Source organism: Fusicatenibacter sp. (assembly GCF_977045365.1).
The window spans coordinates 1-12,892 of record NZ_CDRRUH010000075.1; the positions used below are offsets into that span (position 1 = coordinate 1).

Here is a 12,892-nt window from a genome sequence, read left to right on the forward strand (position 1 = left end):
AACGCGAAAGGATAATCAACGTCCTGTCTGTATTATACCGTACTTTGTCCAGAAAAAAAAGTCTAAACTTCTGTAATTTCTCCGTTTGTTCGGATTTTTTTGTTACTTTTTACTGATTTTTCAGTTCGAGACGTATTTTATCTGCAATTAATGCAATAAATTCAGAATTTGTCGGTTTACCCTTGCGGTTGTTCACGGTATAGCCGAACAGCTCGTCGATTGTGTCCATTTTGCCGCGGCTCCAGGCCACTTCAATCGCATGGCGGATGGCACGCTCGACACGGCTTGACGTTGTCTGGTGGCGTTTCGCGATGGTCGGATAGAGAATCTTGGTAATGGAATTGAGCATTTCCGTGTCCTCTACGGAAAGCAGAATCGCATCGCGCAGGTACTGGTATCCTTTGATATGGGCAGGAACGCCGATCTCGTGGATCATATTTGTCACATCGATTTCCAGACTGTTTTCCGGCGGACAGACCGGCTCTTTTCCAAGGTTTGTAAAATTTCTTGGATGGTATCTTCTTACTGCTGTCATTCCTTTTGTTGCTTTGATCCGGTTCAGAAGAGTTTCGTTGTCGAACGGTTTTAAGACGTAATAGTAAGCGCCGAGCCGGAACGCATCTTCGGTGATCCGCTCCTCTCCTACGGCGGAGACAACGATAAAGGCAGGTCTTTTTTTCAGATTTTTATCCTCATTGACTTTCTCCATTACAGTCAGACCATCCATCTTCGGCATGAAAATGTCAAGCAGTACGACGTCCGGTTCTTTGTCGCGGATGATACTGTAGATATCATTTCCGTTTCCGGTCTGCCCGATCAGTGCAAGCGTGTCATCCTGTTTTATGACGTTCCCAAGCATTTCCTGCATGCGTTCGTTATCATCCGCGATGGCAATGTTGATCTTTTCCATAAAGCTCTCCTTTGCAAAAACTCATGGTCTTTCCGGAATTTCGCTGCATCCGTTTTCTTCTGAACTTTTTCCAATCACACAGACATTATAATTTTATTTTTTCGCATTTTCAATATATTTCCCGTAATTTTTTGAAAATTCGATCGACATTTTCCGTAAAAATTCGGAAGTTTATAACAATTTCAACCAAATTAACGCATATTTTTCAGTTCCGTGCAAGCATATTTTCCGCAAAGACACCGTAGCCTTTTTCCGGATGATTTACGAAAACATGGGTAATGGCGCCGATCAGCCTTCCGTTCTGGAGCACCGGCGAGCCGGAATTTCCCTGTACGATGCCGCCGGTTTTCTGCAGCAGCCGTTGATCGGTAATTTCGAGCACAAAATTTTTGTTCGTATTCTCGCTTCCAAGATCGATTTCCGTAATCTCCGCCTCATACTCTTCTACCGTATTGTCCACGCACATCCGCACGGTGGCCGGGCCCGTCTCGATCTCCTGCCGGTAGGCAATTTCCGTCACGGTAAGCGGCAGTGCACTGCTTTTTTCCCTGTCCAGAACGCCGTGGATACCGTAGATGGTATTCTCCGCCACTGACCCGATACGGTTCTTTTCTTCGTAATGGATCACGCCCTGAAGTTCACCCGGTACACCCGCTTTTCCCGGAATCACGGACAGAATCTGTGTCAGATACAGCTCTCCGCCGTTTAACTGCAGCATTTTTCCGGTATCAACATCACTGATTCCGTGGCCGAGCGCCGCAAAGGTTCCGTCTGCTTCCACGAAGGTCAGTGTTCCGATTCCCTGCATATTATCGCGGACCCAGGCTCCAAGGCGGCAGGTGCCGTCCTGGCTTTTCTGCGGTGTCACCTGCACTTCGATCGTTTCCCCGTCCCGGAGCAGGGAAAGGCACACCGGGGAACCGTTTGATACTTTTACTGCATCAATCAGCTCCTGTTTGCTGCGGATGTCCTGTCCGTTTACTTTCGTGATATAGTCACCTTCCCGCAGAATATTTTCCGACGGCCGGCTGACGGTTCCGTCGGACGAACGGATTTCGGCTGTGCGGATGACCATCACGCCGTCGGTCTCCATATAGATACCGACCGGCGCGCCGCAGACGGCAACTTTCGGCCGTTCTTCCTGGATGACACGGATCTTTTTCAGCGGAATTCCGGCTGCGGAACATTCCACCACGGTATCTCCCGTTTCCCCGGGATCGCTCTTTTCTGCTTCCTCAGTTCCTTCCGAAATTGTCAGCAGAGGATGTTTCGTGAGCGGCTGAAACGGGCTTTCGCTGTTCTCATCCACATACATCGTATCCGGCAGGGATTCGCGCATGGCATCGTAGCCAAGAAGAACGGCGAGGATCAGAAACAGCGCCGCCAGCGCAAGCAGGACTCTTCGGTATTTTTGTTTTCTCGTCATTTGCATTCCCATCCTTTCCGCCGCAGGGCAGAACTGCGGCATTTCTTTTGTTTTCGCGGCGGTCGTCAAGTTCTCGTGCAGGCACGGACTTTGACTCGCCGCCAGCGAAAAAAGAGGGAAACCACGCTTTGTTTCGTGATTTCCCTCTTAGTATGCGGACTTCTCTTTATTTGAGTCTTGCAGATTTTTGTACCTGTGCCAATTCCTTCATCTCGCTGGCATTTGCCAGAACAGAATCCGTAATTTTCGCGCCGCCGAGCATTCTTGCCAGTTCTCTGACAGAATCTTCCTCGGATAATGGATGGATCGATGTGACGGTCTCGTTTTCTTCGACGTTTTTTTCGATTTCAAAATGAGAATCTGCCATCGCTGCGATCTGCGGCAGATGGGTGATGCAGATGACCTGATGGCGCTGCCCGATCTGTGCCATTTTTTCGGAAACCTTCTGCGCCGTCCTTCCGCTGATTCCGGTGTCGATTTCATCGAAAATCAAGGTTTCTGTCTCGTCGCGGTCGGCAAGAATCGTCTTGATTGCCAGCATGATTCGCGACAGTTCACCGCCGGAAACAACTTTCGCCAGCGGACGGACCGCTTCGCCCGGGTTTGTGGAGATTAAGAACTCCACAGCATCGGTTCCGTTTTCGGTGTAGCTTTTTGTCTTTTCAAATGAAATTTCAAATGCGACATGCAGGAAATTCAGGTCGCGCAGACCTTCGATAATCTGTGTTTCGAGCCGTTTTGCATAGTTTCTGCGGATTTTGGACAGATTATGTGCGGCCGCATCCAGTTTCTGCTCCGTTTTCTGTAACTGCTCCTGCAGTGCGGCGCGGCAGCTCTCAAAGTTTTCCAGTTTTTCCAGTTTTTTCTGCTGTTCTTCGCGGTATGCGGCGATCTCTGCCATCGTCTTTCCGTACTTTGCTTTCAGGCGGTTGATCTCATCGAGCCGCTTTTCCGTCTCGTAATACTCTTCCTCGGAAAAGGTCAGTTCGGAAAGATACGCGGAAATCTCGCGGTTGAAATCGTTCAGCAGTCCGTCAATATCGGAAAGGGTCTGCGACGGACCGGAAAGTGCATCGTCGTACACCGCGGCCTGCTGCAGTTCCCGGATTGCGCGGCCGACCTGCTCCCCGGCGCTGTTCTCTGCACCGTAGCCGGTGATCGCATATACCGTCTGCAGAGATTCCGCGATCTTTTTCGCATGGCCCATCTTCCGGTACGCAGTTTCCAACGCTTCGTCCTCGCCCTCTTTTAGCTCTGTCTGATCAATCTCGTTGATTTCAAACGTAAGAAATGCTGCCTCCCGCTTTCTTGCCTCCTCGTCGAGTTCGTACGCAGAGAGCTCCTTTCGGACATTCTTCCACTCCTGGTACAGCGCCCGGACCTCTCCTTTTGCCGTGGCCGCCTCGGTTCCCGCAAACGCGTCAAGAATCGCGATCTGCCGGTCCGGATAGAGCAGCGACTGGTGCTCATGCTGGCCGTGGATGTCGAGCAGCAGGGACGCAAGGGCTTTTACCTGCGAGATATTACATGCCTCGCCGTTGATGCGGCAGACACTGCGGGATCCGGTGATCTTTCTGGAGATAATCACCTGTCCCTCCTCCGCCTCGAGATCCATCTCTTTTAACAGCTCCAGCACATGCGGATTTTCGGTTTCAAAGACCAGTTCCACCAGCGCGCTTGTCTCTCCCGTCCGGATCATCTCGCGGGATATCTTCTTTCCAAGCGCCGCATTGATCGAACCGATCAGGATGGATTTTCCGGCTCCGGTTTCTCCGGTCAGTATATTCAGGCCCGGACCGAACTCCACTTCCGCTTCGTCGATCAGGGCCAGATTTTTTACGTGTAAGTTTGTGAGCATTCTTTCCCTCCGGTGTCACACCTGCTGTCATCTTTTTGTCTCTTTTTTGCAGAAACGGGCGTTCTTTAGAACTCTTCGCCCGTCTCCTCCATGCCGTCCACCATTTTTTTCAGTCGTTCTGCTGCCACAAGCGCCGCATCATCGTCTCTTGCCACGCAGAGAATCGTATCGTCTCCGCCGATGCAGCCGACAATTTCATTCCAGTTCATCTCATCGAAAGCCGCTGCCGCCGCCATCGCCATTCCAGACACGGTTTTGATGACCAGAATATTCTTGGCAAGATCAACGGAAATATACGCGTCTTTTAACACGCGCGCATAGCGGCTCCCAACCTCGGACGGTGCGTTCTGCAGAACCGCATAGCGGCTTCCGCCGTTCTCTTTTGGTACTTTTGTGAGCTTCAGCTGGCGGATATCCCTCGAAATTGTCGCCTGCGTTACGGCAAAGCCGCTCTCCTCCAGCTTCTTTGCCAGCTCCTCCTGTGTTTCAATGTCATATTGGTTAATTAATTTGATAATCTGTGCATGTCTCGCGATTTTCATTTCAATATCCTTCCCCAGTAACTATATCTTAAATGTTTGCCATTTTCTTTCTTAATGTCTCCAGAAAACTGATGTTGCTGATCTTCACAATCAGAGTATCCCGTCTGGCCTTTTTGATCACGATCCGGTCGCCGGTTTTCATCGGAACGCGGGTGTCGCCGTCAAAATATGCCATGCCCTGTTCAATGCCGCCGTCTCTCGAAGGCCCGAGCTCCACCTCGATCACATCCTCTGCCGGAAAGACAATGCTTCTCGTATTCAGGGTGTGCGGGGCAAGCGGTGTCATCAGCATCAGGCTGGCTGACGGTGAGATGATCGGGCCGCCCGCGGAGAGGCTGTAGCCGGTCGAACCGGTCGGCGTTGCGACGATGATGCCATCGGCGCTGTAGGAATTTAAAAACTCCCCGTTGACGTAATTGTCGAACCGGACGACACGCAGGTTTCCCTCACGGGTGATCGTAATGTCGTTGAGTGCCGTGTCCTCCGCAATCAGCTTTCCGTCCCGGTAAATCGATCCGCAGAGCATCATGCGGTGCTCAATCGTATATTCATCCGCCATCAGATGATCCAGCGCCGGATAAAGCGTGTCACGGTCGATTTCCGCAAGATAGCCGAGCGTTCCCAGATTGATACCGAGCAGTGGAATCTGTAAATCCACCACGTCGCCTGCTGCCTGCAGAAGCGTGCCGTCACCACCGAGCACCAGAATGCCGTCGATATCTGACGGAACCTTCGCCGGATCCGTATAATGGTATTTTTCCCCTTTTTCGCTGTTATCGCAGAGAAGACACGTTTTTCCGCGCTCCTCCAGATATTGCCTGATCTGGTCTGTCACGGTAAGGTCCGGGTCTTTTGCTCTGTTTGTGATCAGGTAAAATCGCTCCATATCATGCTCCTTAACCCTTTTATTTATCCAGTGTATCGTGCGCGCTCTTTACAACGGCGTCTACATCGACATTTGTCTCTTCCTCTTTCACGCCGTCCGGCAGCCGGACAAGGTGAACGAGATACTCGATATTTCCCTCCGGTCCTTTGATCGGTGAAAATTCCAGATGGCGCACGCCGAAGGAAATGCTTTTCGCATAGGAAATGACCATCTCAATGACTTCTTTGTGTACAGCCGGATCACGGACAACACCTTTTTTGCCGACTTTTTCGCGTCCTGCCTCAAACTGCGGCTTGATCAGAGCTGCAATTTCGCCGTTCTCTTCCATCAGATTCCGGACCGGAAGCAGCACCTTGGTCAGGGAGATAAACGATACGTCGATCGATACGAAGGACGGTCTCTCCTCGATATCCTCCGGCACGACGTAACGGATGTTCGTGCGCTCCATGCAGACAACGCGCGGATCGTTCCGCAGCTTCCAGTCGAGCTGGCCGTGGCCGACATCCACGGAATATACCTTGACGGCGCCGTTCTGCAGCATACAGTCGGTAAAGCCGCCGGTGGATGCTCCGACATCCATGCAGACCTTTCCATCCAGGGTAAGGTCAAAGTTTTTCATTGCTTTCTCTAATTTTAAGCCGCCGCGGCTCACATACGGCAGTGGTTTTCCTTTTAAGACAATCTCCACTTCTTCCGGGAACATGGAACCGGCTTTGTCCTCCCGCTCATTGTCCACCAGAACTTCTCCTGCCATAATCATGGCTTTCGCTTTTTCCCGCGATGTGGCAAGGCCCCGTTCTACCAGTAATACATCTAATCGTTTTTTCATCTTTCTTCCTGCTCCCGTTTTCTGTAGTATTCCTCAATTCTGCCGCAGATATCTTCCGGCGTAAAGCCGACCTGTTTCATCTGGTATGATACACTTCCGTGCGGAATAAAGCGGTCCGGCAGTGCAATGATCTCCACGCCGAACGGAAGGTCTTCTTCCTCGGCAAAAGCAAGGACGCGCTCTCCAAAGCCGCCGTCTTTTACATTTTCCTCGAGTGTTACGACAAGCTCATACGTATCGGCAAAGCTTCGAAGAAGTTCTTCATCGATTGGTTTGACGAACCGCGCATTCACAAGCGCCGCATCCATATCCATCCGCTCTTTTAACTGTTTCTGCACTTCTTCTGCCATTTTTACCATACTGCCGACGGCAAGAAGTGCAACACGGCTTCCCTCATGGATCACTTCTGATTTTCCGAGGCAGATGGGCGCACGGAACTCTTTTAATCCCGTATACGCTTCCCCTCTCGGGTAGCGCACCGCGATCGGACCGTCGTAATCGACCGCAAATTTGATCATATCCGAAAGCTCCCAGAGGTTCTTCGGTGCAAGAATTGTCATATTCGGCATCGAACCCAGATAGGAAAGGTCGAAAATGCCGTGGTGTGTCTCCCCGTCGTAGCCCACAAGACCGGCGCGGTCAATCGCAAAGACGACATGGAGATTCTGCATACAGACGTCATGCATAATCTGATCGTACGCCCGCTGCAGGAATGAAGAATAAATCGCAACGACAGGCGTAATGCCGCCGAGTGACAGTGCCGCTGCAAATGTCACCGCGTGCTCTTCTGCGATTCCCACATCGAAACAGCGGTCCGGGAACATGTTGAAGAAGCGTTTCAGTCCGACACCGGTCATCATCGCCGCCGTGACTGCCGCAACATCCTTTCTTCGATCTCCCATTTTCCGCATGACCGTGGAAAAGACATCCGTGTACGTCGGATTGGATTTTCCAACCGGCAATCCTGTTTTCACATCGAACGGACCCGCACCGTGGAATCTTGCCGGGTGGCGCATCGCCGGCTCATAGCCGCGGCCCTTCTGTGTCAGGACATGCACCAGGATCGGTCCTTCAAACCGTTTTGCTTCCTGGAAGGTCTTGATCAGCTGCGGAATGTTGTGGCCGTCCACAGGACCTAAATACGTAAGTCCCATATCCTCAAACAGCATGCCCGGAATGATGATCTGTTTGATGCTGCTTTTCGTCTTCCGCATCGCATCCACCATGCCAGGTCCGATGCCCGGAATGCGGTTCAATGCCTTTGTGACGTCCATCTTGAAATCCGTGTACGCCGATGCCGTCCGAAGGCCGGACAGGTACGATGACATACCGCCGACATTCTCGGTGATCGACATTTCGTTGTCATTTAAAACGATAATAAAATTCGATTTCAGGCTGGCCGCATTGTTCAGCGCCTCGTACGCCATGCCGCCGGTCAGCGCACCATCTCCGATGATCGAAACAACGGAATAATTTTCTTTTTTCAGTTCCCGTGCACGCACATAGCCGACGCCTGCGGAAATCGAGGTCGAGCTGTGGCCGGTGTCGAATACATCGCAGTCACTCTCGCTCCGCTTCGGGAATCCGCTGATGCCGCCTTCCCGGCGCAGCGTTTCAAACCCGTCTTTCCGCCCGGTCAGAATCTTGTGCGTGTAGGACTGGTGTCCCACATCCCAGATCAGCTTGTCTTTTGGAAGATCGAAGACGCGGTGCATCGCAATCGTCAGTTCCACGACACCAAGATTGGACGCCAGATGGCCGCCGGTTTTACTCAAAGACTCGATAATAAATTCCCGGATTTCCTCTGCAAGCGCCGGAAGCTGGTCCGCCGGAAGCTTCTTGATATCGTTTGGTTTCTGTATTTTTTCTAACATGAAATCATCCCTTACTTTTTTCTGGAAGTCAGAGATTCAAACAGCTCTTCCAGAAATATTTTATCTCCCGGACAGGACAGATTTTTCAGTTCGTCCACGGCCTCTTTCGTGAGCCGTTTTACCTCCTGCTCCGCCCCGTCTGTGCCAAACATCGTCACATACGTTGTTTTTTCATTCTTTTCATCGCTGAAAACCGGCTTTCCAAGCTCCTCCATCGTGGATGTGACATCCAGGATGTCGTCCCGGATCTGGAACGCGATTCCGACTTTGGAGGCAATCCGGCAGAGCGCGTCAAGATCATCGTCGTTTACTCCTGCAAGTGCCGCACCTGCCATCATGGCAGCCTCTAAAAGCGCCGAAGTCTTGTTCTCGTAAATGTAGTCCAGCATCTCACGGTCGATGGCGAAATGGCCGGCTTTTTCATTCATCACGTCAACACTCTGACCGCCCAGCATGCCGGAAATTCCGGTTTTCTGACAGAGAATGCCAAAAGCACGCACTACGCGGTCGGTGTGCTCCTCCAGTGGAAAGGCTTTCCAGGCTGTCTCGTATGCATAGTTTAAAAGAGCGTCTCCTGCCAGCACGCCGACGGCCTCTCCGAAGACGACATGGGTCGTTTTTCTGCCGCGGCGGTAATCGTCGTTGTCGATCGCAGGGAGATCATCGTGGATCAGGGAATGGGTGTGAATCATCTCCATGGCTGCCATAAATGGTTTTACAGCCTCCCCGGTTCCGCCGAACAGACGGAAACTCTCCTGCAAAAGCAGCGGACGAAGCCTCTTTCCGCCCGCTGTCATACTGTAATTCATGGCTTTTGCCAGTTCCTTTGCAAAGCCTTCCTCTTTCGGCAGGTAAGCGGTAATGATACTTTCCGCTTCCCGCGTTTTTTCTTCGAGTACTGCTTTAAAATTCTCTGAATGTTCCATCCTCATTCATCTGGAGCATTTTTTTCTCAACGCGGTCAATTTTCTGACTGCATTCGTTTAAAAGCTCCATTCCCTCCTTGTATAAACGAAAGGAGTCTTCCAGGCTGACATCGCTGCTTTCCAGCGTTTCGAGCATCTGATCCAGTTTTCCAAATGCTGCTTCCAGTGTCTCACCGGAAGGAGTTCCTTCTTCTTTTCTCTCTTCTGTTTCCATATTTCCCATGTTTTCTCGATTCTCTGCTTTTTTTCACGATTGTTCCATCCAGGATACGGCCGATGTCTTCTCTGCGCGCGCTGTGATCTTTCCGTCCGATACACAGATTTCGAGCAGATCGCCTTCTTTGACATCCTGCACCGAAGTGATGGCCTTTCCTTCTTTTTCCACGTAGGAATAGCCCTGGTTCAGCTTGTCCAGCGGGGACAAACCCTTCATCGCCTGAATGTAAAGGGCAAGGCGGTGGCGCGCTTCTTTGAGCTTTTCTTCCATCGCATCTGTATACCGACGCTCCAGCTCGGCGTGGCGTGCTCTCTGGTCACGGATCTTATTTTCCGGTCCGAGATACTTCCACTTTGTCTCGTACTGCAGAAGGCGGCTTCTCGCTCTCTGCGTCTGGTTTGCCATCGCATGGTTCATGCGGCTTTTATAATTTTCCAGTGTGTTGAGTACCGCGCGGACATCAGCGACCGCCAGCTCCGCCGCTGCGGACGGGGTCGGGGCGCGCAGATCTGCCACGAAATCGATGATCGTTGTGTCGGTCTCATGGCCGACGGCGGAGATCACCGGGGTATGGCAGAAAAAAACGGCACGCGCTACTTTTTCCTCGTTGAACGCCCAAAGATCCTCGATCGAACCGCCTCCGCGGCCCACGATCAGCACATCCAGATTCAGTGCATCCAGACGGCGGATGCCCTCCACGATGCTGTCCGCCGCTCCCTCTCCCTGCACCAGGGCCGGGTAGAGGATGATCTGGACAAAGGGATTCCGGCGGAGTGCAATGTTTTTGATATCCTGCACAGCAGCTCCCGTCGGTGCTGTGACAACGCCGATTTTCTTTACATACGCAGGAATCGGCTGCTTGTACTCCGGGGCAAACATGCCCATCTCTTCCAGTTCTGCTTTTAGGGCCAGATACTTTTCATATAAAAGGCCGGCGCCCTCTTTTGTGATCTCTTTTGCATAGATCTGATACTTTCCGTCCCGCTCATAGACGCTGATGCTGCCGCCGACAATCACGTTGTCGCCGTCCCGCATCGGGAAGGCAAGGCCGCGCCGCGAACCGGCGAACATGACGCAGGAAATCGTTCCTTCGGCGTCTTTTAACGAAAAATAGATGTGGCCGGACGGATGGTATTTACAGTTGCTTACTTCTCCGCTGACGTAGATCCTGCGGAGCATATAGTCCTGGTCAAAGATATTTTTGATGTATGAATTGACCTGGCCTACGGTGTAAACATTCTGGTTTTTATTTCTCATCTTCTTCTCTTGCCAGTTTTCCAAGAATACCGTTGATAAAGGACGGGGACTGGTCTCTGCCGAAGCGTTTTGCCAGCTCAACGGCCTCGTTGATGGCTACACCGACCGGAACGTCCTCGTCGAATTTCATCTCGTAAACAGCAAGACGCAGGATCGCCAGGTCTACTTTTCCCATACGGGTCGTTTTCCAGCCCTCGGAAGTACGGTTCAGCATCTCGTCGATTTCCGGGATGTGCTCGGTCACATGATGGTATTTCTCTTCCATATAGGTCTGATCTTTTTCGCTTACGGTTACTTCTTCATCCTCGTCGTTGTCGTCAGAGTACGTAAAGTAAAGAGACATCTGCTGCGGCATCTCCTCTTTCTCCTGGAACTCTGCGGTATAGAGAAGTTTAAAAATATTTTCGCGAAGTTTGCTTCTGTTCATCGTTTGTTTTAATTCCTTCCTGTATAGTTGACAAAAACCGCGGGGTGTAAGGGGTCGCCTTATTCCCTCGCGGTTCGTTGTTTTTTATTTCGTCTGTTCCATATTCACGCCTGCAATGGCTACATTGACATCGGAAACTTCCAGGCCTGTCATATTCTCGATCGCTGTTTTTACTTTTTCCTGTACGTTTTTGCAGGTTGCCGGAATCTCGTATCCATATTTGAGATTGAGGGCAAGATCCACGCAGACAACGCCGTCGAGTACATCAACTTTGACACCCTTGGAAAGATTTTTCATGCCAAGCTTGCTGACTAATTCGTTGGTAATATTTCCGGCCATGGAGGCTACCCCGTCCACTTCCGTTGCCGCAAGTCCTGCGATAATAGCTACCACCTCGTCTGCAATCTGCACGGTTCCGATTCCTTCGTCATCATATATCGTATAAGTGTTTCTTTTCTGAATTTTTGCCTCTGCCATCTTAAAGAACCTCCTCCTTGGCTGACTTTCCTTTATTATACCAAAAGTTTTCCGAAAATAAAAGTTTTTTTTATTCTTCTTCCTGTGCCGCGCACCACTCGCGTGCTGCCGGCGTGTTGGCAAGGCCGCCCTGGCCGGTTTCGCGCAGACTCGGATGCATCTGGTCGCCGACTTCCCGCATCGCATCGATCACCTGATCCGGCGGAATGCGGCTTATGATTCCCGCAAGTGCCATGTCCGCCGCAGAAAGTGCATTCACGGAACCGATCACATTCCGCTTGACGCACGGGACCTCGACAAGACCGCCGACCGGGTCACACACGAGACCGAGCAGGTTCTTTAATGCCATCGCTGACGCATGCGTGATCTGGGACGGAGTGCCACCGCCAAGTGCGGTCAGTGCGCCTGCCGCCATCGCGCTTGCTGTTCCGATTTCGGCCTGGCAGCCGCCGGAAGCGCCCGCAATGTAGGCCCGCGCCGCAACGACCTGGCCGATACCGGCTGCCGTGTAGAGCGCACGCACGATCTGCTCATCCGCTGTCCCCTTCTCTTTCTGGTAATTCACGAGCACAGCCGGAAGCACACCGCACGCTCCTGCGGTCGGTGCTGCAACGATCCGCTTCATGCAGGCGTTTGACTCACCCATCGCAAGTGCAGATGCCATAACTTTTCCGACAAACGGTCCGCAGAGCGTGTTCCCGCTCTCGACATACGCGCGCATCGTCTTTCCGGCGCCGCCCACAAGACCGCTTCTCGACTGCAGCGAACCGTCATAATTCCGTTCAGCGCCTTTCATGGCTTCCCACATGCCGCGCATCGTCTCAATGGACTCTTCGCGGCTTACATTTCTCTCATTCATATCGTCCAGAAGGATGACTTCATCAAACGGCAGGTCTTTTTCCTGGCACTCTCGGACAATTTCTTCCAGTGAATTATAAGACATCGTCCTCTTCTCCTTCCGTTACGTTGATGTATGTTACCTTTACAATGCCCTCAAGATGCTCCAGCCATTCCAGCGACTCTTTGGGAAGCGGCTGATCCATCTCCACGACCATGACGGCCGATCCGCCTCTCTTGTCGCGGTAGAGGGACATATTCGCAATGTTGACTGACTTATGTGCCAGCATCGACGTAACCTCGGCTACGTGGCCCGGCTGGTCCAGATTGTGGACGATCAGGGTCGGAATCTCGCAGCTGCAGTTGACATCCAGCCCGTCGAGACGGTTGATCATGATGCGGCCGCCGCCAAGGGAGCACGCCTGC

General features: G+C 51.8%; 14 protein-coding genes. All 14 read right to left on the reverse strand.

Features of this window, described 5'->3' with window-relative positions; all coding sequences use genetic code 11:
• Window positions 1–109 precede the first annotated feature (109 nt).
• Window positions 110–910 (reverse strand): sporulation transcription factor Spo0A, encoded by an 801-nt coding sequence (spo0A, locus tag ACY2VW_RS12995; RefSeq protein ID WP_461878339.1) that lies wholly within the window; start codon window positions 908–910, stop codon window positions 110–112.
• A 205-nt stretch (window positions 911–1,115) separates the two neighbouring features.
• A complete protein-coding gene (gene spoIVB, locus ACY2VW_RS13000) occupies window positions 1,116–2,336 on the reverse strand; it encodes a SpoIVB peptidase (RefSeq protein WP_461874011.1) in 1,221 nt (406 codons plus the stop codon).
• 166 nt (window positions 2,337–2,502) lie between these two features.
• The gene (gene recN, locus ACY2VW_RS13005) at window positions 2,503–4,194 is read right to left on the reverse strand and encodes a DNA repair protein RecN (RefSeq protein WP_461878340.1); all 1,692 of its coding nucleotides are present in this window, start codon (window positions 4,192–4,194) and stop codon (window positions 2,503–2,505) included.
• 65 nt (window positions 4,195–4,259) lie between these two features.
• Entirely contained in the window at window positions 4,260–4,736 is a 477-nt protein-coding gene (argR, locus tag ACY2VW_RS13010; protein ID WP_022463344.1) for an arginine repressor, read from the reverse strand.
• A gap of 28 nt (window positions 4,737–4,764) precedes the next feature.
• Window positions 4,765–5,622 (reverse strand): NAD(+)/NADH kinase, encoded by an 858-nt coding sequence (locus tag ACY2VW_RS13015; protein ID WP_215663796.1) that lies wholly within the window; start codon window positions 5,620–5,622, stop codon window positions 4,765–4,767.
• Between the two features lie 19 nt (window positions 5,623–5,641).
• Window positions 5,642–6,451: a TlyA family RNA methyltransferase gene (locus tag ACY2VW_RS13020; protein ID WP_461878341.1), complete on the reverse strand. Its 810-nt coding sequence runs from the start codon at window positions 6,449–6,451 to the stop codon at window positions 5,642–5,644.
• Window positions 6,448–8,325 (reverse strand): 1-deoxy-D-xylulose-5-phosphate synthase, encoded by a 1,878-nt coding sequence (gene dxs, locus ACY2VW_RS13025; RefSeq protein WP_461878342.1) that lies wholly within the window; start codon window positions 8,323–8,325, stop codon window positions 6,448–6,450. The genes ACY2VW_RS13020 and dxs overlap by 4 nt, the downstream gene beginning before the upstream one ends.
• 11 nt (window positions 8,326–8,336) lie before the next feature.
• Complete coding sequence (locus ACY2VW_RS13030) at window positions 8,337–9,251, reverse strand: polyprenyl synthetase family protein (protein WP_461878343.1); 915 nt, start codon at window positions 9,249–9,251, stop codon at window positions 8,337–8,339.
• The gene (gene xseB, locus ACY2VW_RS13035) at window positions 9,229–9,474 is read right to left on the reverse strand and encodes an exodeoxyribonuclease VII small subunit (RefSeq protein WP_243277201.1); all 246 of its coding nucleotides are present in this window, start codon (window positions 9,472–9,474) and stop codon (window positions 9,229–9,231) included. Before xseB ends, ACY2VW_RS13030 begins: the two co-directional genes overlap by 23 nt.
• 24 nt (window positions 9,475–9,498) lie before the next feature.
• On the reverse strand, window positions 9,499–10,725 hold the full coding sequence (gene xseA, locus ACY2VW_RS13040; protein WP_461878344.1) for an exodeoxyribonuclease VII large subunit: 1,227 nt from the start codon (window positions 10,723–10,725) through the stop codon (window positions 9,499–9,501).
• A complete protein-coding gene (gene nusB / locus ACY2VW_RS13045) occupies window positions 10,715–11,152 on the reverse strand; it encodes a transcription antitermination factor NusB (RefSeq protein WP_022463351.1) in 438 nt (145 codons plus the stop codon). Before nusB ends, xseA begins: the two co-directional genes overlap by 11 nt.
• Before the next feature lie 84 nt (window positions 11,153–11,236).
• Window positions 11,237–11,629 (reverse strand): Asp23/Gls24 family envelope stress response protein, encoded by a 393-nt coding sequence (locus ACY2VW_RS13050; RefSeq protein ID WP_022463352.1) that lies wholly within the window; start codon window positions 11,627–11,629, stop codon window positions 11,237–11,239.
• A gap of 70 nt (window positions 11,630–11,699) precedes the next feature.
• Window positions 11,700–12,572, reverse strand: coding sequence for an L-serine ammonia-lyase, iron-sulfur-dependent, subunit alpha (sdaAA, locus tag ACY2VW_RS13055; RefSeq protein WP_461878345.1), 873 nt, complete (start codon window positions 12,570–12,572; stop codon window positions 11,700–11,702).
• On the reverse strand, window positions 12,562–12,892 hold a 331-nt coding region (locus ACY2VW_RS13060), incomplete at its 5' end, for an ACT domain-containing protein (RefSeq protein WP_461878346.1). The genes sdaAA and ACY2VW_RS13060, both read right to left, overlap by 11 nt.

Excerpts from the sequence above, each read along its gene's own strand:
- spo0A (WP_461878339.1), bottom strand. The coding sequence starts at position 910 with ATGGAAAAGATCAACATTGCCATCGCGGATGATAACGAACGCATGCAG.
- spoIVB (WP_461874011.1), bottom strand. The coding sequence starts at position 2,336 with ATGACGAGAAAACAAAAATACCGAAGAGTCCTGCTTGCGCTGGCGGCG.
- recN (WP_461878340.1), bottom strand. The coding sequence starts at position 4,194 with ATGCTCACAAACTTACACGTAAAAAATCTGGCCCTGATCGACGAAGCG.
- argR (WP_022463344.1), bottom strand. The coding sequence starts at position 4,736 with ATGAAAATCGCGAGACATGCACAGATTATCAAATTAATTAACCAATAT.
- ACY2VW_RS13015 (WP_215663796.1), bottom strand. The coding sequence starts at position 5,622 with ATGGAGCGATTTTACCTGATCACAAACAGAGCAAAAGACCCGGACCTT.
- ACY2VW_RS13020 (WP_461878341.1), bottom strand. The coding sequence starts at position 6,451 with ATGAAAAAACGATTAGATGTATTACTGGTAGAACGGGGCCTTGCCACA.
- dxs (WP_461878342.1), bottom strand. The coding sequence starts at position 8,325 with ATGTTAGAAAAAATACAGAAACCAAACGATATCAAGAAGCTTCCGGCG.
- ACY2VW_RS13030 (WP_461878343.1), bottom strand. The coding sequence starts at position 9,251 with ATGGAACATTCAGAGAATTTTAAAGCAGTACTCGAAGAAAAAACGCGG.
- xseB (WP_243277201.1), bottom strand. The coding sequence starts at position 9,474 with ATGGGAAATATGGAAACAGAAGAGAGAAAAGAAGAAGGAACTCCTTCC.
- xseA (WP_461878344.1), bottom strand. The coding sequence starts at position 10,725 with ATGAGAAATAAAAACCAGAATGTTTACACCGTAGGCCAGGTCAATTCA.
- nusB (WP_022463351.1), bottom strand. The coding sequence starts at position 11,152 with ATGAACAGAAGCAAACTTCGCGAAAATATTTTTAAACTTCTCTATACC.
- ACY2VW_RS13050 (WP_022463352.1), bottom strand. The coding sequence starts at position 11,629 with ATGGCAGAGGCAAAAATTCAGAAAAGAAACACTTATACGATATATGAT.
- sdaAA (WP_461878345.1), bottom strand. The coding sequence starts at position 12,572 with ATGTCTTATAATTCACTGGAAGAAATTGTCCGAGAGTGCCAGGAAAAA.